Source organism: Frankia sp. CcI156, assembly GCF_001983015.1.
In the GTDB taxonomy this organism is placed as follows: domain Bacteria; phylum Actinomycetota; class Actinomycetes; order Frankiales; family Frankiaceae; genus Frankia; species Frankia casuarinae.
This window is the reverse complement of the sequence record NZ_MOMD01000037.1, coordinates 37,909-60,747: the sequence shown is the minus strand read 5'-3', so window position 1 is coordinate 60,747 and position 22,839 is coordinate 37,909. Positions and strand designations below refer to the sequence as shown.

The window sequence follows — 22,839 nt, the reverse complement described above, 5'->3', positions numbered from 1 at the left end:
CCTTGTCTTCCCGGTGTCCGCAACTCGGCGGGGTCGGCTAACGGACACCCTTGTGGGGCAGTTCATCGGACGATCCACATGCAGTCTGTACGTACACGCTGTATGGTCAATGCAGAGATCATCGCTCATCCACTGGTGACCTAACGAGAGGGGGCCAGCCGTGGCGGTCGAGTGGCGGTACCAGCTCCGGATTGGGACCTACCTGGCGAAGCAGAAGCTGCTTCGTCGCAAGCACTTCCCGCTCGTACTGGAGCTGGAGCCGCTGTTTGCCTGCAACCTGTCCTGCACTGGATGTGGCAAGATCCAGCATCCGGCGTCCGTGCTCAAGCAGCGGATGAGCGTCGACGACGCCTTGGCCGCGGTGGAGGAATGCGGTGCTCCGGTGGTCGCGATCGCGGGCGGCGAGCCGCTGATGCACCCGCAGATCCACGAGATCGTGAACCAGCTGGTCAAGCGCAAGAAGTTCGTGATCCTCTGCACGAACGGGCTGCTGCTCCAGAAGAAGCTCAAGAACTTCACCCCGTCGCCGTACTTCACCTTCGTCCTGCACATCGACGGTCTGCGTGAGCGGCACGACGCGGTGGTGGAGAAGGAGGGCACGTTCGACGAGTGCGTCCGTGCCTTCCACGCGGCGAAGGCCGCGGGCTTCCGGGTCGGGTCCAACTCGACGTTCTTCAACAACGACAGCCCGCAGGACGTCATCGACATCCTGACGTTCCTCAACGACGACCTCAAGGTCGACCAGATCCAGCTCTCACCCGGCTATGCCTACGAGAAGGCGCCCGACCAGGAGCACTTCCTGGGGGTCCAGGAGACCCGCGAGATGTTCTCGAAGGTCTTCGCGGACGGCCGGCGCAAGAAGTTCCGGCTCAACCACTCGCCGGTCTTCCTGGACTTCCTGGAGGGTAAGAGGGAGCTCAGCTGCACCGCGTGGGGCATCCCGAGCTACTCGCTCTTCGGCTGGCAGAAGCCCTGCTACCTGATGAGTGACGGGTACGTCTCGTCCTACAAGGAGCTCGTCGAGACCACCGACTGGGACGCCTACGGTCGTGGCAAGGACCCGCGGTGCGCGAACTGCATGGCGCACTGCGGCTATGAGACCTCCGCGGTGCTGGCCACCATGGGTTCCCTCAAGGAGTCCATCCGAGCGGCCCGCAGCGTCTGAGCTGGCTCATCGTGGTCTGAGCCGGCTCACGGCGCCACCGTCACCGTCAGGTGACGTCGTCCGGCCGGCAGGTCGCCGCCCCGACCGGGTTCACCCGGTCGGGGCGGTCGTCGTCTGTGCCGCCCCGCCTCGCGTCGGCGGGAGCAGGGCCGGCGGGAGCAGGGTTTCGCTGGCGTTGACGACGCCAGCCGGCCTTAGCCGGCGGTCCCGCGGGAGCCGGCGCCGCCGTCGGCACTGACCGGCGGCTGCTCGGCGAGATCGCCACCGCGGCCGAGCCCGCGCAGCAGCCGGTCGAGCACGGTGCCGACCTCGAGGCGGGCGGTGTCCGGGTCCGCGGCGCCGGCGGTGTAGATGCTCGCCTCCGACAGCAGGGCGGCGACCAGCCTGGTCAGCGGGACCACTGGCAGCGGGTCGATGCGGTCCTCGGCCATCGCGCGCTCCAGCCACTCCGAGAGCAGCCGGTAGCCGTGCTTCTCAACGAGCGCATCCCAGGCGTCGTTGCCCAGCACGGCCGGACCGTCGACGAGGACAATGCGCTGGAAGTCGCTGTCCGCGGTGGAGATGTCGAGCAGGGACTGGAACCCGGACCGGAGCTGCGTCCAGGCGTCGCTGGGAAGCTCCGCGTCCCGGGCAAGTTCACCGGCGACGAGCTGTTCGGCCACCTCCGTCGCGACCTGTTCCATCACGGTGYGAAACAGTGCGGCCTTGTCGCGGAAGTGGTGATAAAGCGCGCCGCGGGTGACCTGCGCGTCGGCGACGATCTCCTCGGTGCCGGTGGAGGCGAACCCCTGTTCGGCGAACCGACGGCGGGCGGCGGAGATCAGGGCCTGACGGGTGTCAGCCGTCTGCTCGGTACGACGGCTTCGTGTCACCCCTTGATTATGGTGTAGCCGAGGCCGTTGTACCCACTACCGTCCCGGCACGAGCGGGCCTGGTCGTGACGAAGCTGCTCCGATGCACCCGCAACCGCCGACGGACGCCGATCCGTGGCTGTTGCCTCGCCCCCTGGTCGCGCCCTCGCCAGCCGTTCGTCGCGCATCGCCGATCACTTTTCGTTTTCAACTGGTTGCAGCCGGGTATCTCCGATCACCCCTGTCGATCATGAGGTTACGGGAGGTGCTCATTGTTGCCGCGGGGCGTGGTGGGCACCATCGTCGATGCTCATGTCGGCTACCCCGCCGCCGGCCGGAGGCCTGGGATTTCATGGTGGCGCGGCAGGAGAGTTTCGGGGGGGRGATCTCCATACCGGCTCGRCCAGACCGGGACGGAAGCCTTGTAACCCCGCATTACCCAGGGCGCCCGCACGCCCTTGAGGGGCCCGTGGCAGTATCACTTTCTGTGACAGTGCTGCTGTGGGTCGCCGTTGCCTCTCTGCTCGCCTGGCTCTACCTGACCGTCGGCCATGGGTTCTTCTGGCGGACCGATCAGCGCCTGCCATCCCGGCAGGCGCCGACCGCTTGGCCCAGTGTGGCGATCGTCGTGCCGGCTCGGGACGAGGCCGACGTGCTTCCCGTGACGCTTCCGACGCTGCTTGCCCAGGACTATCCCGGTCCTGTCCAGCTGATCCTGGTGGACGACGGTTCCACCGACGGGACCACGGAGGTTGCCCGGGACCTGGCGGAACAGGCCGCCGCGCGTGGTGAGACCAACGTGACGCCGGCCATGACCACATCCACCGAACCCCCCACTGGCTGGACCGGGAAGCTGTGGGCGCTGCGGCGGGGCATCGAGTGYGCTGGCGACGTCGACTTCCTGCTCCTCACCGACGCGGACATCTCCCACCGCCCGGGATCGCTGACCGCGCTCGTCGAGTCGGCGACCTCCCAGAAGCTGGACATGGTGTCGCAGATGGCCGTGCTACGGGTGCAGACCGGCTGGGAGCGTCTGATCGTCCCGGCCTTCGTGCACTTCTTCGCGATGCTGTACCCGTTCCGGTGGTCGAACCGGCCGGGTTCGCGGGTGGCCGCCGCGGCCGGCGGATGCTCCCTGATCCGCCGGGAGGCCCTTGCGGCGGCCGGTGGACTGGCGGAGGTGCGCGGCGCCGTCATCGACGACGTGGCGATCRCGCGGATCATCAAGCGCTCGGGCGGGCGGACGTGGCTCGGACTCGCCGAGCAGGTCCACAGCCAGCGCCCGTATCCGCGGCTCGCGGATCTGTGGAAGATGGTGTCCCGCAGCGCCTATGCGCAGTTGCGGCACTCCCCGTCGCTGCTGGTCGGGACCGTGTTGGGACTGAGCCTGGTCTTCGTCATCCCAGTGGTCGCGACCATCGTGGGCATCGTGACCGGCGACGTCGCCACGGCTCTCGTCGGTGGGATCGCTTGGTTGATCATGACTGTCACCTATCTGCCGATGACCCGCTACTATTGTCAGCCGCTGCCGCTGGCCCTGCTGCTCCCCGGAGTGGCCGTGCTGTACCTCGCGATGACGGTGGACTCGGCGCGGCTCAAGCGGGCCGGGCGGGGAGCGGCCTGGAAGGGACGTACCTACCAGGATCACGGTGCCCCGGCCGCCGCCCCCGAGTATCCGAACGGCCCGGGTGAACGGCGTGAGGGTTCGGTGGCCGGGCCGCCCGACTCCGGCGGCTCATCGGCCTCCGCCGGCGGCTCATCGGCTTTGCCATCCGCCTCGTCCACGGTGCCCGCAACACCCCTGGTAATGGCGACATCCTCGGCGGTCCCCGCGCCGGCCGTGGCGCCGGCTTCCCCCACGCCTACGTCCATACCGACGCCCACTCCCACGCGGTGGCCCGCATCGTCATCGGCCTCGCCGCCGGTCCGGGGCGGATCGACCGATCAGCCCCGGACCTAGCCGGTGGTCCCGAGCTAGGRCGGGGTGCCGTGGCCGAGTCGGTAGAGGGCGGTGGCTAGGAACGCTCCGTCGCGTGAGTGAGTCATCCATCCCGGCCGGGACAGTCGAACAGGACCGGCTGGCGGTCGGCCTCACCATCCGCGACAGGCAGATCGTCGCCCTGCTGGGTCGSCCTCCGGCTTGGACCGCGACAGTAACCGCCGGGCCCGCGCCGGACAGGCGGTCGCGCTGTTCTATCGGCTCTACGGCACCGCACCCGCGCCTGACTGCCCGTCCGAGTCAGACCGTGGCAGGAGCCSGCCCTTGTTCCAGACGACGTCGGAGAGTAACCGCATTCTCGGCAAGGGCGGAGATGAGATAACCCGGACCAGCCAGGGGAAGCAGCGCCACCCCGYCCGCGACGGCCGCTTGCGCGCCGGATTCCGCCCTCTTTGCCGGCACGGACTCCCGCCGGGCTGCCGGAGAGCCCACCGGATCGGGCCCCGCGACGAGGAGCGACCCGAGGGCACGAGCCGAGCCGAGGAGGGCTGGTCCGGTCAGGCCAGGTATCTCGGGACCGAGGACGAGATCCTGGCGCAGCAGGGGGGTCGGTTCGGATGGCGGATCCACCTCCGCATGGGCGTCCATGTCCACCCGCAGGGTGCTACGTATCGATCCGGTCGTCTCCCCGAATCGGCCCAGCACGATCTCCTCGCGCAGCCGTAGCCAGGCCGTGGTCGCCAAGTGCACATCGGTCACCAGGAGATGGTCCGAGCCCCGCGCCGCGACGGTCGGCTCCGGCGCGAAGTCCAGCGCGCCACCCGGGGCCACCCGTGCCGACACGGTGAAGCGGGACGGCCCGGGCCCGTGACCGGGCAGGGCCACCGTCGCGGCCACCGAACGCACCACCAGGCGCACCCCGCTGCCGACGGAGATGTCGAGTCCCAGATCATCACCCGCCAGCGGTCCGGCGGTCGCGTTGACCAGGTGAACCGTCGCGGTCGGCAGCGCGTCCGCGGATAGCGCGGGCACCGTAGACGGGGCCCTGGTCCGACCAGGGGATGCTCCGGTCTGGCGCAGGACGATCGGCACGTCGGAGCGCAACTCGATGAGCCTCGCCGTGCCGTCCGGAGCCGATTCGACCCGGATGACGGCCCGTGCCCGTACGGCCGTGCGGCCCGTTCGGGCGGCCGTGACGAGGGGGCCCTCCGGCCCGGCCGCGACCCCGCCCAGGATGACCCCCCGTCTCATGGCTGCCATGGTGCCAGCCGGGGGCGACGGGATCGGCCGGCGCCCGCGGGTCCACCCGGCGCCGCGCGATCGCGATCGGYCGAGTAGCCGACCATGCGAGTAGCCGACGGGCCGGGTCTGGGACCGATGACGACGAGTCGGCGGRCACCGGTCAGGATGTGAACATCCGTAGCGCCGTGGTGCGGTGCCGTTCGGCCAGGAGATCGAGGCGGATACCGGTGACGGCGGGCAGCAGCCGGGGCGGGCGTCRGGAAGCCTCCGCGCCGGCCAGCGCGATCGCCTCGACCTCGTCGGCGAGCCGGGCGAGCACGGCGGTGACGGCCAAGGGGTCCAGCCCCATCAGGCGGGTCGCGGCGGTCGCGGGTCCGGTGACCGTGGTGTGGGCGGCGACCAGGGCGGCGTCCGAGGGACGCAGGCCCGCGCCCGCGGCGACCATGCCTAGTGCGCACGGGTGGTGCGGTGCACGTGGACCGGGCGGCACGGGCCAGGCGGCCCGGCCCGCTCGCAGCAGCGTGCGCCCCTGAGCCCGGCTCGCGTCGCGTTGGGCGGGGGAGGGCATCCGGGCGTCGAGCTCGGCGTCCAAGGTGGCGATGGTGGTGGGTGTGACGATGGTGACGGGTGTGACGGATGCGGTGGGGACGTGGTCGGCGTGTGGCGCCCGCGTCGCGGGACCCGGCTGCGTGCCGGCCCGGCAGGCTGCGGCCGCGAAGGCCGCGGCGACCAGGCCGGTCGTGGTGAGCCGTCCGACGAGGAAGGCCGCCAGGTCGGACAGGTTCGCCAGACTCCCGTCCGTCACCGCTGCTTCAACACCGCCCGAGTGGGCGTGACCTCCCGTGGGCATCCGGCCGTCCGCGAGGACCAGCAGCGTCGCCCGYCGTCCGGATCGCCCGGTCGGACCAGCCACGTCCTCGGTCCCGCCGTCCCGTGCGGTATCGCCCTCAATCGTCACCGTAGCCGCTCCCGGCGTTAGTCAGTGTCCGAACCGCTGTGGCGTTTACATTCATCGGGCCCGGAAGCCTCTGGATACGCAGTGACAGCCGTGGTAAGAACCGTCAGAACACTCAGAATCAGAACATTCAGAACAGGAAGTAGCGCTGGGTCATCGGGAGTTCGCTCACCGGATCCGCCTCGATCGCCTCACCGTCCACCGTGACGGTGAACGTGTCGGGGTCCACCCGGATGTCCGGTGTCGCGGTGTTCTCGGGAAGATCCGCCTTGCCGCGGCGGCGCACATCCGCGACCGGCACCACCGGGGTGGCGAGCCCCAGCCGTCCGGGCAGCCCGTCCTCGATCGCCGCCGGGGCAACGAAGATCAACGACGACGCGGCGGCCGGACCACGGGCGGCTCCCCACATCGGCCGGGGCAGCACCGGCTGCGGGGTCGGGATGGAGGCGTTCGCATCGCMCATCGCGGCCCAGGCGATGAACCCGCCCTTGAGGACCAGCGACGGCCGCACCCCGAAGAACRCCGGGTCGTACAGCACCAGGTCGGCGAGCTTGCCGGGCTCCACCGAGCCGATCTCCGCGTCCAGGCCGTGCGCCACCGCCGGGCAGATCGTGTACTTGGCGATGTAGCGTCGGGCCCGGGTGTTGTCGGCCCGATCGTCGCCGGCCAGGGACCCGCGCCGGAGCTTCATCACATGCGCGGTCTGCCAGGTACGCAGGACGACCTCGCCGATCCGGCCCATCGCCTGCGAGTCCGAACCGATCATCGAGATCGCGCCCAGGTCGTGCAGGATGTCCTCGGCGGCGATCGTCGACGGCCGGATCCGGCTCTCGGCGAAGGCCAGGTCCTCGGGCACGCTGGGGTTGAGATGGTGACAGACCATCAGCATGTCGAGGTGCTCGTCGAGGGTGTTGACGGTGTGCGGGCGGGTCGGATTCGTCGATGACGGCAGCACGTTGCCGGCGGCCGCGACCGTGATGATGTCCGGGGCATGCCCGCCGCCGGCCCCCTCGGTGTGGTACGCATGGATCGCCCGGCCGGCGATGGCGGCCAGCGTGTCCTCGACGAAGCCGGCCTCGTTCAGGGTGTCGGAGTGCAGCGCAACCTGGACGCCGGCGGCGTCGGCGACCCGCAGGCAGGCGTCGATTGCGGCCGGCGTCGTCCCCCAGTCCTCGTGCAGCTTGAAGCCGGCCGCCCCGGCGCGCAGCTGTTCCCACATCGACTCGTCGCTGACCGTGTTGCCCTTGCCGAGCAGGACAACGTTGACCGGCCAGTCGTCCAGCGCGGACAGCATCCGCGCCAGGTTCCAGGATCCGGGCGTCACCGTCGTCGCCTTCGTGCCCTCGGCCGGGCCGGTGCCGCCGCCGATCAGCGTGGTGATGCCGGCGCCCAGCGCCTCCGGAACCTGCTGCGGGCAGATCAGATGGACGTGGCAGTCCACCGCGCCGGCGGTGAGGATCTTCCCGTTACCGGCGATGATCTCGGTGCCGGGCCCCATCACCAGCTCGGGATGGACGCCGTCCATTGTGTCCGGGTTGCCGGCCTTACCCAGCGCGACGATCCGGCCATCGCGGATCCCCACGTCGGCCTTGACCAMACCCCAGTGGTCGAGAACGACGGCGCCGGTGATGACGAGGTCGGGCRCACCCTCGGCGCGGGTTGCCAGGGACTGCCCCATCGACTCACGGATGACCTTGCCGCCCCCGAAGACGGCCTCGTCACCGGTCCCGGTGCCCGCCGGCCCGCGGCTGCGGTCCTCCGTCACCTCGATGAACAGGTCGGTGTCCGCGAGCCGGATACGGTCGCCGACCGTGGGGCCGTACAGCGCCGCGTAGCGGGAGCGGTCGAGTCGGCTCACGAACCCTCTCCCTGAAAGCCCGATATATCCTCGATCGTCGCGGTGTCCGCAATCCGGGTGCCGCTCGCGGCGTCCAACGGGCCGGCCGATTCCGGCCGCAGGCCCGGCACGACCCGGGCGCCGGCCAGCGGCACCAGTTCGATCTCGCGTTCCACGCCGGGTTCGAAGCGGACCGCGGTGCCGGCGGGCACCGCGAGCCGGTGGCCCCAGGCACTCGCCCGGTCGAAGTCGAGAGCGGGGTTCGCCGCGGCGAAGTGGTAGTGCGAGCCGACCTGCACCGGCCGGTCGCCCATGTTACGGACCAGCACCGTGCGTACCGGGCGTCCGGCGTTGATCTCGACGGGATCGTCGCCGGTCAGGATCTCCCCGGGGATCACGGGATCGGCCGGTGGACGGTGACCAGCTTGGTGCCGTCCGGGAAGGTGGCTTCGACCTGCACCTCGCCGAGCATCTCCGGCACGCCCTCCATGACGTCGTCCCGGGTGAGCACGGTTCGCCCGGCGCTCATCAGGTCCGCGACGCCGCGACCGTCCCGCGCGCCCTCCAGCAGGAACGAGGTGATGATCGCGGTCGCTTCGGGATGGTTCAGCCGCAGCCCACGGGCTCGCCGTTCACGGGCGAGCCCGGCCGCCACATGGATCAGCAGTCGTTCCTGTTCATGGGGGCTCAGCAGCACGAATGCGAAGCCTAGCAGGTCGGGGAATGCCGCCGGCCTGGTTCGGTTCGGCGCGGTCCACGACATGCCGGCGACGCTCCGGCCCCGATGCTCGTCGGACATATCGGGGCGCAATGTGACGGTCAGGTGAACGGCGACGCTCTCGCAACCCAAGAAAAGTTTCGTCCAGGTTTCTGTCCCGACATTGCCGGGGACGCCGCGGGAGCGTGGTTCCGTCAACAGTAAGAATGGAGTTACTGGTAATTCACCCGGGCGCGATGGGACCGATACGCATCCTTTCTAGCGTCCGGGGAACCGCTCTGGCGTCCGGGGAACCGCTCGGGCCGGTCGGACCGACCGGCAGGTGGGGGTACGCCCGGAATGAGGCTGACAGGGGTTCGGTTGCTCACACTGGTCTTCGGGCGGGGCCGCGCCGCGGTCGGCATGATCGCCGGGATCGTCGTGTTCTTCCCGTCCCTGGTCAACATGGTGTTCCACCCGCGTTACCGRCTGGCTCCGGCGCATGGTGGGTAATGACACGTGGCAAACAACAATCACGCCATCGCCGCCCTCCCGGCGGGTGGTGCCGGTCCGCCGACTCCGGGGACACCCGGCTTGTCTTGGAGTAAAGGAAGTAATGGGGGTGATTTCGCCGTTGGTCATACGTGATCCCGTTCCGGGCGTGCCGCCATCGGATGCAGACTCGGTGCTGACCGGCAGACGAGAGGCCGCCATGAACGCCGAACGCTCCAGCCGGGGACCCCGACTGATGACGGTGTCCGGCGGAGCGTCCCAGCCGACCGTCTCCTCTGCCACGCCCCACCGATCGGCGACCCCGGCCCGCACGGCGGCGTCGGGCACGACCTCCACCACCGCTCCCGCGGTCGACCCGCGTGATCCGGCGGCGGCTCCTGGTCCGACCGGGCAGGCACCCGTGGTCGGCGCGGACCTGCTGCGTCCGTCCGAGGCACAGCTCGCTCGACTGCGTCGGGTGGCCGCGGGTGAGGAGGAAGCCGACCTCGTCATACGCGGTGGGCTTGTCGTCGCCGTCCACAGCGGTGCCGTGGCCGCGCGGGACATCCTGATCGTGGGGTGCTACATCGCCGCGGTCACGAAGCCGGGAACGTTGGCGGGTCGGCGCTCGCTCGACGCCGCCGGCAGATTCGTCCTGCCGGCCTATGTCGACGCCGGCCTGCGTGTCGAGGAGACGCTGCTCACTCCGKGGGAACTGGCTCGCCTGATCGTCCCGCGGGGAACCGTCACCCTGGTGACCGACCCGGCCGTCCTGGTCGCGCTGGGCGGTCTGCGCGGTGTGGATCTGGTGACGGGATCCTCGACCCCGTTGCGGGTGCTGGTCCGAGCGGGGCAGGTGCCCGGGAGGCAGGTCCCCGGGACCGGGGCGCCCGCAGCCCCGGTCGTCGAGGTGCCTCCGATACCGCCCGCCTCCGCGCTGACCGCGCTGTCCTCGGTAGGGGCGGCGCCCGTCAAGTCGTCCGCCACGGAGGCCGGCGGTCTGCTGTGGGCGGCCGGCAGCGGGGCCGAGCCGGTCCGGGGCAGGGCCAGATCGGTCGCGGAGCTTGCCACGGTCGGGCATCTCGATCACGACGTGCGACTCGCGGTCGGTCGGGGGATGGGCCAGATCGACGCCATCCGGCGGTTCTCCCTGCTCCCCGCCCGCAGGCACGATCTGGAACCCACCCTGGGGTCAATCGCGCCCACCCGCTTCGCTGATCTCCAGGTCGTCTCCTCCCTGGCCGGAACCGCGCCGCCCGACGTGGTGGTGGCGGGTGGCCGGATCGCCGCGGAATGCGGCCGACCCCTGTTCGACAACCTCGACATCTCGCCCGCCTGGGCCACCAGCCGGACACGACTCCCGGCGAACCTGCACGCCGGCTCCTTCACATCACTCGGCCTGCGACGGTCCCACCGGCAGGATGCCAGTGTGGTCGTGGTGAGCGTCGATCCCCCCCGCGACCCGGGGACGGCGCCGCCCGTCGGTGGACCAGCGCGGGCGTTGCGGATGACCGGGACGGGCCAGGTCTCCGGCCTCTCCCACCCGCGTGGACTCCGTACCGTGCGGGTGGAACCCACCCTGCGGGACGGCTGGGCGGTAGCCGATCCGTCTCGGGACCTTCTCAAGATCGCAATTTTCGGTCGGGACGGCTCCTCGGACGAGATCGACGTCGGGCTGCTCCGCGGGTGCGGGCTGACCCGGGGCGCGCTCGCGGTCACGACGGCGGAGCCGCCGGGGCATCTGATCGTCGTCGGGGCGCGGGACGACGACATGGTGACCGCCGCTCGGGCCCTCGAGGGCATGGGCGGGGGCTACGTGGTGGTCGACCAGGGCTGGGTGCGGGCGGCGTGCGCGCTGCCCCTGCTCGGGGTGATGAGTGACGCACCCTGGGAGGCGGTGCTGGGAGAGCTGGCCGCGGTGGACACGGCCGCAGCCGATCTCGGCTGCCGGCTGCCGTTCCCGCTGCGCACGCTGGCCGGATGGGGCTGCGCCCTCTACACCCGGCCCTGACCTCCACACCCGACCCTGACCGGCGTCGCTGGATCAGCGGGCGCTCCGGGGCCCAGGGCGGGGAGCGTGGTGCACTCACCCGAGGCCACGAAGCGCCAGCCGTGCCGCAGCGCCGGGTCGATAGACGGCGTGACATGTCCACCTCAAACCTGTCGCATCCCTCTCCACAGTTCGCGCCAGCATCGGTAAGGTAACACTGGGTAACGTTGGGGGTGTTGGTCTGGGTCGGTGCGAGTGGAAGCTGGCGATAACACGGGTGAGATAGCGCAGGTGAGGTGATGAACGCTGCCGCCAAGCAAGATCAGAACTACGTCACTGAGCGTCTGTCTTGATGAACATCCACGTAACCTTCCGCCGTTATGGTCGGTTCTTATGCAGCGTTCGTCCGCCTGCCTGACCCCCGGATCGCCGGCTGGCTTCCCGCGTCATCCCCTCCCGCGCTTCCTTCCACTGGTCGGACCATTGGTCGGATCGGGCGGGGGAGGCCGCTGTGACGACTAGCGGTGCGACGGCCRTCATGTTCCGTCCACGTACGGTAGGGGAGGCAGTGGAGATGCTGGCGACYGCCCATGACGCTGGCAGGGCGGTCGATCTGCTGGGCGGCGGCACCGATCTCGTCCCCGCCCTCCGGTCCGGCGAGCGTCGGCCGGGGGCGGTAGTCGCCCTGCGCCGGGTCCTGGAACTGCGGGTCCGCGGCGCCGGGGCGGATTCGCTCACCGTCGGTGCGGGCGTGACTTACACCGACCTCGCGGGCTGGTCACTGTCGCCCGGCCTCGCCCTCGCCGCCCGGGTGGTCGGTTCCGCGCAGATCCGCAACCTCGGCACGGTCGGTGGCGCGCTGGGCTCGGCACGTCCCACCGGTGACCTGCTCACCTTCCTCACCGCCGCGGACGCCGAGATCCTCGTGGCCTCGCCGCGCGGACCCGGCCGGATGACGCTGCCCGCGTTCCTCGCCGACGGGCTCGCCCCCGACGCCCTGGTCACCGCGGTAAGGCTGCCGCGGCCGGCCGGACCGCAGAGCTATCTCAAGATTGGGGGCAGGCAGGCCGCCTACCAGGCGTTGGTGTCGTGCGCCGTCCTCGTCGACCGGATGCGCCATCGACTGGCCTGCGCGATCGGGGGGGTGGGTCGGCTGCCGATCCGGATGACCGTCGCCGAGCGGTTCGCACACGACGCGGTGGACTGGTCCGCAGGGGCCGCGTCCTCGTCGGCGGCCCGCCGGTTCGGTGAGCTGGTAAGCGAGGCGGTCTCGCGGGTCGGGCCGGAGCTCGCGGCGGGTCCGCGGGTCTCCGCCGACTACCGCCGGCATGCTGCCGGCGTGCTGGCCGCCCGGGCGTTCACCCGATGCCTGGATGCCGCGGGGGCGCCGGTGGACCCCCGAGTCGAGCGGGACGTCCGGCCATGACCGCCCGTTTCGCGAGGGAAGTCCCGGCCGGACCGCCGGCCGGACCGCCGGCCGGGTCGTCCTGGCCGGACGACGGCGTCGTCGCGCCATATCACCTCCATGTCGACGGCTTCCTGCACACGGTGGCCGGCGCCTGGATCGGGGACTCCCTGCTCACCGTCCTGCGGGACGTCATCGGGGTGACCTCGGTGAAGGACGCGTGTGAGCAGGGGCGCTGCGGTGCCTGCTCCGTTCTCCTGGACGGCCGGTTGGTGGCGTCCTGCACGGTGCTCGCCGCGGACGCCAACGACGCCCAGGTGAGCACCGTTGCCGGTCTGAGGACGGCGGGACCCGCCAGGGCCGTGCGGGCGGCGTTCCTTGAGGAGGGTGCCGTGCAGTGCGGCTTCTGCACCCCCGGGTTCGTGGTCGCGGTGACGGACCTGCTCACCCGGCGGCCGGATGCGGACGAGGAGGAGATCAGGGAATCGCTGGCCGGCAACATCTGCCGGTGCACGGGTTACGGCCGGATACTCGCTGCCATCAGAACAGTGCAGGCTGAGCGGGGCACCCTACTTTCGGGGGATGCACCTGCTCCGCYCCACCGGGGGGTGGGGCGATGAGTCTGGGGATCGGTCGTCCGGTGCGTCGTCCGGATGGGCCGGACAAGGTGACCGGTAGCTTCTCCTACGTTGGTGATCTGCGTGTTCCGGGGATGGTGCACGCCCGCACCCTGCGATCGCCCCATGCCCGGGCGCGGATCCGGCGCGTCGACGTCGACGCCGCGCGCCGRCTGCCCGGCGTTGTGGGGATGGTGACCGCCGCCGACGTCCCCGGCATGGCCACCTACGGGCTGATCGTCGCCGACCAGCCGGTGTTCGCCGCGACCGAGATTCGGTACGCAGGGGAGCCGGTCGCCGCCGTGGCCGCGGTTGACGTCCGGACCGCGCGCCGGGCGCTCGCCGCGATCGAGGTGGACTACGAGCCGCTGGCACCTTCGACCGACCCCGACCGGGTATGGCAGCCGGATGCCGAGCCGCTGCATCCGGCGGGCAACCTGTACCGCGAGATCGAGCTGCGCCACGGGGATCCCGACGCGCTCGGCCCGGTGGTGGTCGAGGACCAGTACCTCGTCGGGATGCAGGACCAGGCGTTTCTTGCTCCCGAGGCGGCCCTGGCGATGCCGGCCGCCGATGGTGGGGTGGACCTGCGGGTGGCGACCCAGTGGCTGCATTCGGACCGGGAGCAGATCGCGGCCTGCCTCGGTCTCCCGGAGGAGCTCGTCCGTCTCACCCTGGCCGGTGTGGGGGGTGCCTTCGGCGGCCGGGAGGACGTCACCCTTCAGATCCACGGCGCCCTGCTCGCCCGGGCTACGGGGCTTCCGGTGCGGATCGCCTACGACCGGGTTGAGTCCTTCCTGGGCCATCCGCACCGGCATCCGGCCCGGATGTGGTTCCAGCACAGCGCCACCGCCGACGGAAACCTGGTCAGCGTGCGGGCACGGCTGGTGCTGGATGGCGGTGCCTACGCGTCGTCCTCGCCGGCGGTGCTGGCGAACGCGGTCACCCATGCCGCGGGTCCGTACCGGGTCCCGAACRCCCACCTGCACGGAGTCGTCGTGCGGACCAACAACCCCCCGTGCGGCGCCATGCGGGGGTTCGGGGTGCCGCAGGTGACCATCGGTCACGAGGCCCAGATGGACCGGCTGGCCGACGCCCTCGGCATGGATCCGGTGGACCTGCGCGTCCGCAATGCCGTCCGACCGGGGGATGTGCTGCCCACCGGTCAGGTGATGGGCGCACCGCTGCCGGCGCGGGAGGTCATCGAGGCGGTGGCCTCGCGTCCGCTCCCGCCGGCGATGCCGGCGAACGTCGCGGTGACCGCGTTGCCCGGCGGCCGACCGGCCGCGGCCGAACCGAGCCGGGTCCGTCGGGGGGTCGGCTACGCCCTGGCCTACAAGAACCTGCTCTTCTCGGAGGGCATGGACGACTCCTCCGTCGCCCGTGCCCGCCTGGAGCTGGCTGAGGACGGAACGGTACGGGTCCGGCTGCACAGCGCGTGCGCCGAGGTGGGCCAGGGGTTTGTGACGATCGCGGGGCAGATCGCCCGCACCGAGCTCGGCGTCGAACAGGTCGTGTTGGCGCCCGCGGACACCGCGGTCGGCAGTGCCGGATCGACCAGCGCGTCCCGGCAGACCTGGATGAGCGGAGGCGCCGTGCGCGGAGCCTGCGCCGCGGTCGCCGATCGCCTGCTCGCCCGGGTCGCCCGCACCGCGGGGCTGCCCGCGGAGGTCGTCGAGGCACCTCGACGGACGCTGACCGTCAACGCCGGGGAGATCGTCGGGGTGGAGGCCGGGTTGCGGGTTCCGCTCGCCGAGGCGCTGGCCGACGGGCCGATCGAAGCGGAGTACACCTTCCACCACCGGCGTACCTCCGCGCTGGACGCCGACGGACAGGGCGATCCGCACGTGGCCTTCGCCGCCGCGGCGCACCGCGCGGTTGTCGATGTCGATGTCGACCTCGGTCTCGTGCGGGTCGTGTCGATGGCGCTGGCCCAGGACTGCGGTACGGTGCTCAACCCCCTGGCGCTGCGTGGTCAGGTCGAGGGGGGAACTGCCCAGGGGCTGGGCCTCGCCGTCATGGAGGAGCTGGTCACGGTGGACGGGGTGGTGGTCAATCCCACGTTTCACGACTATCTGCTGCCGACCATCGCCGACGTCCCGGACCTCGATTTCGTCGCCGTCACCCATCCGCAGCCGGATGCGCCCTACGGGGTGAAGGGCGTGGGGGAGGCGCCTACCTGTACCGCGACCCCGGCGATCATCGCGGCGATCCGGGTCGCCGTCGGACGGGATCTGCGGCGCGTTCCGGTGCGACCCGAGGACCTCGTCACCATCTCTCCGACGACCGCGCCTCCGACGACCGCGCCTCCGACGACCGCGCCTCCGACGACCGCGCCTCCGACGACGCCGGGACAAGGTGTTCCGGCGGCATGAACGAGCCCACCGCGGACGTTCTGCCGGAGCGGCCACAGGCGCTACGGTCACGGCGAGTCGTGCTGCCCGGGGGCGAGCGTCCGGCAGCCGTGCACGTCGCGGACGGCCGGATCGCCGCGATCACCGCCGCGGACGAGATCCCTCCCGGGACCCTGGTCACGGACCTCGGCGAGCTGGCTCTGCTTCCCGGCGTGGTCGACTCCCACGTGCACATCAACGAACCGGGGCGGACCGAGTGGGAGGGGTTCGCGACCGCGACCCGGGCCGCCGCGGCCGGTGGTGTCACCACGATCATCGACATGCCGCTGAATTCCGTTCCGCCAACGACCTCGCTCGCCGCCCTGGCCGCCAAACGTGCGGTGGCGGCCGGCCAGGTCGCCGTCGACGTCGGCTTCTGGGGCGGCATCATCGGCGCCGACGCCCGCAACCTCGATGATCTGGCCGCCCTGCACGGCGCCGGGGTCTTCGGATTCAAGGCCTTCCTGGCCCCGTCGGGGGTCGAGGAGTTCCCRCACGTCTCGATGGACGTCCTCGGGGCCGCCGCCCGGCGCACCGCCCGGATGGGGGCCCTCACCGTCGTGCACGCCGAGGCGCCCTCCGTTCTCGCCCTGGCACCTCCCACCGTGGGGCGGGCCTTCGCCAGCTGGTTGGCGTCGCGCCCGCCGGCCGCGGAGACCGAGGCCGTGGCCGCGCTGGCGGCGCTGTCCGCCGCCACCGGTGCCCGCCTGCACGTGCTGCATCTGGCGGCGGCCGATGCCCTCGACGACGTGCTCGCGGCGCGGGACGCGGGGTTGCCGATGACGGTGGAGACGTGCCCGCACTACCTGACCTTCACGGCCGAGGAGGTCCCCGACGGAGCTACCGTCTTCAAGTGCGCACCTCCCATCCGGGACAGCAGGAATCTGGACCGGTTGTGGGACGGGGTGGCCCAGGGCCTGTTCGCCGGGATCGTCACTGATCATTCGCCGTCCACTCCCGCGTTGAAGCAGATCGACGCCGGTGATTTCGCGGCGGCGTGGGGTGGCATCGCGTCTGTCCAGATCGGGCTACCCGCGGTCTGGACTCAGGCCCGGGCGCGGGGGCACACCCTCACCGACGTCGTCGGTTGGATGTGCGCCGGACCGGCCGACCTGGTAGGACTGGCCGGCAAGGGGCGCATCGCGATCGGCGCTGACGCCGATCTGGTGATCTTCGACGCGGATGCGTCGTTCCTGGTGGAGCCCTCGATGCTGCGCCACCGCCACCCGCTCACCCCCTATGYCGGACGCGTGTTGAACGGGGTGGTGCTGGCGACCTATCTGCGGGGGCGGCGAGYGGACGGGGATCGTCCTCCGCGGGGGCGGCTATTAGAGAGGTAGGCATCACCCGGCCGGGCCGCGGGACCGTCCGGCGTACCGGAGCCCTCCCCACGGATGTGATCCGATGCACCCACCGACGCGGACCACTCCCGAGGGAGCAGGCCCGAAGTACGCTTTGCGCCCCGCTAACACGTCGTCCCGTCCTGACCTGATCCGGTCCGCACGGTGGTGACGGGCCGTGCGGCCACCCGACGACACGTGAACAGTCCGGTTTCGTACGGCTGGTTGACCCCGTGAAAGGACCCGATGAGCGACGCGCCCGACCTGACGAATCTTGTCGATCTCGCGGCGGCCCGTTTCGGCGGTACGGTCGTGGCCGTCAACGACGAGTTCTTCGCGTTCGCCGAACGGATGCTGCTGCCCGAACCGCCGATCGTGCGGCCGGGCGTGTTCACCGAACGGGGCCAGTGGACCGACGGTTGGGAGACCCGTCGGCGGCGGGATCTTCCCGGATCCGACTGGGCCATCATCCGGCTGGGCTCACCCGGCATCGCCCACGCGGTGACCGTGGACACCACCCACTTCACCGGCAACGCTCCCGGGGCCGTCGAGGTGCACGGCGCCACCCTGCCCGGGTATCCCTCCGCGGCGGAGGTCGCCGAGGAGTCCGTGGCCTGGGTCCCGCTGGTGCCGCGGACGCCGATCGTGCCGGACGCGGCCAACGTGTTGCCGGTGGCTGACCAGGGCCGGACCCGCATCACCCATCTGCGCCTGACCATCCACCCGGATGGCGGAGTCGCCCGGCTGCGCGTGCATGGCACGGTGGTGCCGGACCCCCGGATGTTCGACCGGGTGACCTCYGATCTCGCCGCCGCCTACCTGGGCGGTGTCGTGGTGGCCGCCAGCGACATGCACTACGGTGACCGCCATAACCTGAACGCCTCGGGTGAGGCCCGGGCGATGGGAGAGGGCTGGGAGACCCGCCGGCGCCGTGGGGACGGCCACGACTGGGCGGTGGTCCGGCTCGCGACGCAGGGCACGATCGTGCGGGCCGAGGTTGACACCCGGCACTTCCGCGGCAACGCGCCCCGGGCGGTGGCCCTCTGGGCGGCGGACAACCCCGACCTTCTCGACCCCGACGACGTCACCGCGATCACCGAGTGGTACCCGATGCTGCCGCGGACCCGGGTGCAGCCGAACACCCGTCACCTTTTCGATCTCGAGGTCCCGATCCAGGCCACCCACGTGCGGGTCGACGCGATACCCGACGGCGGGCTGGCGAGGCTGCGGCTCACCGGCGCTCCGACGCCCGTCGGGCGGGAGGCGCTCGCGATGCGCTGGTTCGACGCGTTGTCCCCGGACGCGGCTCGCGAGGAGCTGCTGGCCTGCTGCGAGTCCGAGGACTGGGCTGCGGCCGTGGCGGCCCGTCGGCCCTTCGGGACCCTCGCGGCCCTGCTGCCGGCAGCCGAGCAGGAATGGTGGAACCTGCCCGCATCGGCCTGGCTGGAGGCGTTCACCGCGCATCCCCGGATCGGGGAGCGCCCGGYCCACACGCCCGCCCCGCCCACCACGGCGAGGGCGACCGTGGTGTCCCTCGACGCCCCCCGACGGGAGCAGGCGGCGATGGACCAGGCGACGGCGGAAGTCAGGGCGGCCTTCGAGCAGGGAAACGCGGCCTACGAGGAGCGCTTCGGCTACATCTTCCTGGTCCGGGCGGCGGGCCGCGACGCGGAGGAGATGCTCGCTCTGCTGCGGGCACGGCTGGACAACGATCCCGCGGACGAGCTGCGCATCGCGGCCGGTCAGCAGGCTGAGATCACGGCCCTGCGCATCAGGCGCCTGATCACCGGCGCCTGATCACCGGCGCCTAGGTCGAACGACCGTGGCACAATACTGTTCATCTTTGCTGCCAGGCGGTGATGAGTTCGGCTGGGCCGTAGGATGCGGCGAGACCGGTGGCCGCAACTCCGCTGCGGCCGATGGCGACCAATGGCAGCGGAAGGTTCGTGAGCGCCGCCCGGTGTTTCCGCAGTGCCGCCAGGTCGTGGTCATCGAACGGTGCGCGTTCCAGCCATGCGACGGAGCCGAGGAAGTACAGCTCCTTGGCGACCGGTTCCCGGTCGGTGCCGACGACGTCGATCTCGACAGTGTTGGAGCGGTTCCAGTAGGCGCCGACAGCCGGGGGTACCGGCGTATCCACCACGGTCGACCAGGAGCGGTGTGGTGCGATGGTCAGCCCGGATGGTGGGATGGTCGAGGCCCGACCCGGGCCGCGGCGACGGAGGACGCGACCGAGGAGGCGTGGTGAGTCTGTCCACCCATGTCCTGGACACGGCCACGGGGCGGCCAGCCGCCGGGCTGCCGCTCCGGTTGGAACGGGCGGTGCGTACCCTTGACGGCACGACCACGGGCTGGATCGCGGTCACCGAGGCCGTCACCGACGACGACGGCCGGGTGGCGGATCTGCCGGCGACCATCCCAGGCCCCTGGCGGCTCGTCTTCGACACCGCGAGCCGCTCGGCGTTCTTTCCCGAGGTGACCATCGCGTTCGTGATCGAGGACCCGGCGGGTCATCATCACGTCCCGCTGCTGCTCGCTCCGTTCGGTTATTCGACCTATCGGGGAAGCTGACCCGCCCTGGATGGCGGGTGTCGTCAACCCGCGGCGACCGGTCTGCCGCCGAAGCGGTTGACCGTCACCCGGTCGAGACCAGCCGCGGTCAGGCTCGCGTCGTCCAGCAGGCCGGCGTCGAGCGCCCGCAGGACGTGCCCGGCGAGCGCGCGGCCGGTGGCCGGCTCGTCGGCGACCGCTCCCGGATGCCGGGCGGTGGCGTACGTGGTGGCGTACGCGGTGGCATAGGAGGAAAGCCGGCCCAGCGCCTCGTCGAGCCCGGCCAGCAGGCAGCCGGCCACCGCCGCGTGCCGGCTCACCAACTKACCCGGATGCAGATCCYAGCCCTGGTAGATGCCCCGGTACCAGGCGCGGCGCACCAGTTCGGCGTGCCGCCGCCAGGCCCGGTGGACACCTCGGCCCGCCGTGTCCTCGACAGTTGCGGTGCCCTCCGTAGTTGCGGTGCCCTCCGTAGTTGCGGTGCCCTCCGTCGYGTCCGTCGGGCTCTCGATCGGCAGCAGGTTCGAGGACCCGTCCGCGACCCGGATTCCGGTGCCGGCGGTGACGAGCTGCATCAGCGTGGTGGCGTACTCCACCGCCGGATGGTCGCTGGCCTGGTGCGCGGCGGTGATGCCGAGAGCCGCCGAGTAGTCGTAGGTGCCGACGTGCAGCCCGACGAGGCGTCCAGGGCCCAGTGCAAGACCGGTCTCGACCAGCGCCGGCAGGGCGAGAACCGCGGCCGGGGTCTCCACCTGCACCTCGAAGGGCACCGGGGCGATGTCGAGGCGTTGCTCTAGTTCGGCGAGCAGATCGGCGAAGACCGCGACCTGCGCGGCGGCGCTCACCTTGGGCAGGGTCAGCACCAACCCGGCGGGTGGGCCGTCGTCGCCGGCCAGCGCCGTGAGGAAGAGGTCCAGGCTGCGCAGTCCCCGGTCCCGGAGGGCCGGGTCCAGCGACTTCATCCGCAGGCCGTAGGACGCGGGCAGGGCGTCCGCCGCCGCGGCGGCGCGCAGGGCGACGGCCGCCGCGACGGCGTCGGCGTCCTCGGTGTCGTCCATCCGGACGCCGTAGCCGTCCTCCAGGTCGATCCGCAGATCCTGCACCGGTTCAACGGTCAGCGCGTGCAGCACGTGTGCGTGGACCGGCTCGGCGATGACCGGGTCCGGGTCGCCCCCGGTGGCGGCGGCGAGCCTGGCCGGGTCGGTGCCGCGGGCGGCCAGGAGCTCCCGGGCTGCCTCCCCCCAGGCCAGCACGATGTCCGGGCRCATCCGGTCGGCGGGCAGGTAGCAGGTGTGCACCGGCTGGCGGGTTCCCGGATCACCGGGATGACGAGCGATGACCGCCGTATCGATCGGTGCGAGCRCGGCGGTCAGACGGGCGACGACATCGGTCGGCAACGTCGGCATGCCCCCAGTGTCGGCCTCACGTACACCGCCGGATACCTCCCCCGGCGGGATGCCCCTGTCCGCTTCTACAGCTGCACGCCCACGCGGACGGCGAAGGCGCGCAGTTCATCCGGCCCGCGGCCGCCCTGGTCCTGGACCGGTCGAGGCCGCCGCCGGTGCGATGCGCACCGATCGGGGGGGTCGATACGCGGCACCGGCGGCGGCTGCTGGGGGGTGACGTCCCGGCGGGTGTCGCCGGAACGCCATCGCCGGGGCCGAACGGGTGACGTCGCCAACCGACCCGGACTGGCCCATTGCTTTGTATCAAACACCTCGCGGAGGTATCCCACCAGGGTCGGTCCCGTCGGCGTTCACCGGGCCCCGGCCGCCCTGGCTCCCGTCGTACCCGCGGCCCGCCCGGCGCCGGGAGCGGTTCCGGCATCAGCGATGCCGGCATCGTCAAAGGCTGCCTGCATGCCGGCGGCGAGCTCGCGGTGGCGGGCGAGCATCGCCGACAGGTCGGGATGCACCGGATGGCCGTCCAGGACGACCGCGCGACCCGCGACCACCGTGTGGCGGGCCGCGACCGGGCCGCAGCGCAGCCACGCCTCGACGGGATCGGACAGCGCCCCGGCGAAGCCGACCCCGTCGAGGGGCCATGCCACCAGATCGCCCACCGCCCCGACGGACAGCTCGCCGATCTTCCCGGCCCGGCCGAGGCAGCCGGCCCCGCCCCGAGTGGCGATCTCCAGCGCGTCCCGGGCCGACATCGCCGCGGCGCCGTGCCGCAGCCGCCCGAGCAGCATCGCCGTGCGGGCCTCCAGCCACAGCGACGCCGAGTCCGCCGACGCCGAGCCGTCACAGCCCAGTCCCACCGGTACCCCCGCCGCACGCAGCTCCGCGACCGGGGCGAGCCCACCGCCGAGGATCATGTTGCTGCTCGGGCAGTGCGCGACCCCGGTGCCCCAGGCGCCCAGCCGGGCCACCTCGGCGGGGTTCGGGCGGATGCAGTGCGCCACCCAGGCCCGGTCGCCGCCCCAGCCGACCTCGGCGAACTGGTCGATGGGACGCCGGCCGAACCGCGCGAGGCAGTACTCGTCCTCCTCGGGGTCCTCGGCGAGATGCGTGTGCAGCCGCACGTCGAGCGACTCGGCGAGCTCCGCCGTGGCCCGCATCAGCTCCGGGCTGACCGAGAACGGTGAGCAGGGCGCCAGGGCGATCCGCACCATGGCGCCCGGCGAGGGGTCGTGATGGCGGGCCACCAGCCGGGCCGACTCGGCGAGGATCTCGTCGTCGTCCTGCACCACCGAGTCGGGCGGCAGTCCGCCGTCCTTCACCGACAGCGACATCGATCCGCGGCTGGGATGGAAGCGCATGCCCAGCGCCGTCGCCGCGGCGATCTCGGCGGAGACGAGGTCTCCGCCCCCGCGCGGATGCACATACAGGTGGTCCGTGGTCGTCGTGCAACCGCCGAGGGCGAGCTCGGTGAGCCCGACGTAGGCGGAGACGTGCACGGCCTCCTCGTCCAGCCGGGACCACAGCGGGTACAGGGTCGACAGCCAGGTGAACAGCGTGCCGTTCAGGGCCGGAGCGAACGCGCGGGTGAGGTTCTGGTACATGTGGTGATGCGTGTTCACCAGGCCGGGAGTGATCAGGCAGCCGTCCGCCCGCAACGTGCGCACGGCGGGAGGCGGTGGCTCGTCGGGACCGCCGAGGGCGCTGACCAGGCCGTTCGTCACTGCGATCCACCCGCCGCGGATCTCCCGGCGGTCGGCGTCCACCGTCGCGACCAGTTCGGCGCCGACGACGACCAGGTCGGCGGGAACGGGAACGGCGACGGGACGGGAGACGGCGGGCGTGGCGGACGTGGGCATGGCGGGCATGGCGGACGTCAGCGTGGGGGCCTTCTGCGGATCGGCCATGGCCGCTGATTCTGCGGCCGGCACGTTACGGTCGGGTGAAGCGTCCGTGCCCGGGAGGT

General features: G+C 71.7%; 18 protein-coding genes and 1 pseudogene. 10 read left to right on the top strand and 9 right to left on the bottom strand.

Translation table 11 applies throughout. The annotated features are described in order from the left end of the window. Positions 1 to 160 precede the first annotated feature (160 nt). A complete protein-coding gene (hpnH, locus tag CcI156_RS14930) occupies positions 161 to 1,165 on the top strand; it encodes an adenosyl-hopene transferase HpnH (RefSeq protein WP_011435280.1) in 1,005 nt (334 codons plus the stop codon). A gap of 194 nt (positions 1,166 to 1,359) precedes the next feature. Here the strand turns inward: hpnH and CcI156_RS14925 are convergent, their stop codons facing one another. Beyond that, positions 1,360 to 2,037: a TetR/AcrR family transcriptional regulator gene (locus CcI156_RS14925; RefSeq protein ID WP_076806332.1), complete on the bottom strand. Its 678-nt coding sequence runs from the start codon at positions 2,035 to 2,037 to the stop codon at positions 1,360 to 1,362. Between the two features lie 466 nt (positions 2,038 to 2,503). Here CcI156_RS14925 and CcI156_RS14920 point away from each other — a divergent pair, with 466 nt between their 5' ends. After that, positions 2,504 to 3,976, top strand: coding sequence for a glycosyltransferase (locus CcI156_RS14920; RefSeq protein WP_254847442.1), 1,473 nt, complete (start codon positions 2,504 to 2,506; stop codon positions 3,974 to 3,976). A 279-nt stretch (positions 3,977 to 4,255) separates the two neighbouring features. Here CcI156_RS14920 and CcI156_RS14915 read toward each other — a convergent pair whose 3' ends face one another. From CcI156_RS14915 to CcI156_RS14895, 5 genes are all read right to left on the bottom strand, one after another. Then, positions 4,256 to 5,215, bottom strand: coding sequence for an urease accessory protein UreD (locus CcI156_RS14915; protein ID WP_076806327.1), 960 nt, complete (start codon positions 5,213 to 5,215; stop codon positions 4,256 to 4,258). A 142-nt stretch (positions 5,216 to 5,357) separates the two neighbouring features. Further along, on the bottom strand, positions 5,358 to 6,047 hold the full coding sequence (locus CcI156_RS14910; RefSeq protein WP_175637595.1) for an urease accessory protein UreF: 690 nt from the start codon (positions 6,045 to 6,047) through the stop codon (positions 5,358 to 5,360). A gap of 235 nt (positions 6,048 to 6,282) precedes the next feature. Next, entirely contained in the window at positions 6,283 to 8,010 is a 1,728-nt protein-coding gene (locus tag CcI156_RS14905) for an urease subunit alpha (RefSeq protein ID WP_076806322.1), read from the bottom strand. Further along, complete coding sequence (locus CcI156_RS14900) at positions 8,007 to 8,387, bottom strand: urease subunit beta (protein ID WP_011435286.1); 381 nt, start codon at positions 8,385 to 8,387, stop codon at positions 8,007 to 8,009. Before CcI156_RS14900 ends, CcI156_RS14905 begins: the two co-directional genes overlap by 4 nt. Then, positions 8,384 to 8,686 (bottom strand): urease subunit gamma, encoded by a 303-nt coding sequence (locus CcI156_RS14895; protein ID WP_035732629.1) that lies wholly within the window; start codon positions 8,684 to 8,686, stop codon positions 8,384 to 8,386. Before CcI156_RS14895 ends, CcI156_RS14900 begins: the two co-directional genes overlap by 4 nt. A gap of 381 nt (positions 8,687 to 9,067) precedes the next feature. Between CcI156_RS14895 and CcI156_RS24945 the strand changes: the two genes are divergently transcribed. From CcI156_RS24945 to CcI156_RS14865, 7 genes are all read left to right on the top strand, one after another. Next, positions 9,068 to 9,199, top strand: a complete 132-nt coding sequence (locus CcI156_RS24945; RefSeq protein WP_308726841.1) for a hypothetical protein — start codon at positions 9,068 to 9,070, stop codon at positions 9,197 to 9,199. A gap of 199 nt (positions 9,200 to 9,398) precedes the next feature. Next, on the top strand, positions 9,399 to 11,189 hold the full coding sequence (locus tag CcI156_RS14890; RefSeq protein WP_254847441.1) for an adenine deaminase C-terminal domain-containing protein: 1,791 nt from the start codon (positions 9,399 to 9,401) through the stop codon (positions 11,187 to 11,189). A gap of 517 nt (positions 11,190 to 11,706) precedes the next feature. Continuing rightward, complete coding sequence (locus CcI156_RS14885; protein WP_049761047.1) at positions 11,707 to 12,594, top strand: xanthine dehydrogenase family protein subunit M; 888 nt, start codon at positions 11,707 to 11,709, stop codon at positions 12,592 to 12,594. Next, on the top strand, positions 12,591 to 13,193 hold the full coding sequence (locus CcI156_RS14880) for a (2Fe-2S)-binding protein (RefSeq protein WP_076806318.1): 603 nt from the start codon (positions 12,591 to 12,593) through the stop codon (positions 13,191 to 13,193). The genes CcI156_RS14885 and CcI156_RS14880 overlap by 4 nt, the downstream gene beginning before the upstream one ends. Next, positions 13,190 to 15,565, top strand: a complete 2,376-nt coding sequence (gene pucD / locus CcI156_RS14875; protein WP_076806316.1) for a xanthine dehydrogenase subunit D — start codon at positions 13,190 to 13,192, stop codon at positions 15,563 to 15,565. Before CcI156_RS14880 ends, pucD begins: the two co-directional genes overlap by 4 nt. Next, on the top strand, positions 15,562 to 16,923 hold the full coding sequence (gene allB / locus CcI156_RS14870; RefSeq protein WP_076806314.1) for an allantoinase AllB: 1,362 nt from the start codon (positions 15,562 to 15,564) through the stop codon (positions 16,921 to 16,923). The genes pucD and allB overlap by 4 nt, the downstream gene beginning before the upstream one ends. Before the next feature lie 246 nt (positions 16,924 to 17,169). Further along, the gene (locus CcI156_RS14865) at positions 17,170 to 18,720 is read left to right on the top strand and encodes an allantoicase (RefSeq protein ID WP_076806312.1); all 1,551 of its coding nucleotides are present in this window, start codon (positions 17,170 to 17,172) and stop codon (positions 18,718 to 18,720) included. Positions 18,721 to 18,760: 40 nt separating this feature from the next. On the opposite strand, the pseudogene CcI156_RS14860 reads toward CcI156_RS14865, so the two are convergent. Continuing rightward, a pseudogene (locus CcI156_RS14860) lies at positions 18,761 to 19,054 on the bottom strand (hypothetical protein); the annotation flags it as partial. A 113-nt stretch (positions 19,055 to 19,167) separates the two neighbouring features. Between CcI156_RS14860 and uraH the strand changes: the two are divergent. Beyond that, positions 19,168 to 19,494 carry a hydroxyisourate hydrolase gene (uraH, locus tag CcI156_RS14855; RefSeq protein ID WP_023841201.1) on the top strand — a complete coding sequence of 109 codons (327 nt, stop codon included), beginning with the start codon at positions 19,168 to 19,170 and terminating at the stop codon, positions 19,492 to 19,494. 23 nt (positions 19,495 to 19,517) lie between these two features. Here uraH and CcI156_RS14850 read toward each other — a convergent pair whose 3' ends face one another. After that, positions 19,518 to 20,879: an aldolase/citrate lyase family protein gene (locus tag CcI156_RS14850; protein WP_076806310.1), complete on the bottom strand. Its 1,362-nt coding sequence runs from the start codon at positions 20,877 to 20,879 to the stop codon at positions 19,518 to 19,520. 350 nt (positions 20,880 to 21,229) lie between these two features. Further along, the gene (locus CcI156_RS14845) at positions 21,230 to 22,741 is read right to left on the bottom strand and encodes an 8-oxoguanine deaminase (RefSeq protein ID WP_035941668.1); all 1,512 of its coding nucleotides are present in this window, start codon (positions 22,739 to 22,741) and stop codon (positions 21,230 to 21,232) included. Positions 22,742 to 22,839 lie beyond the last annotated feature (98 nt).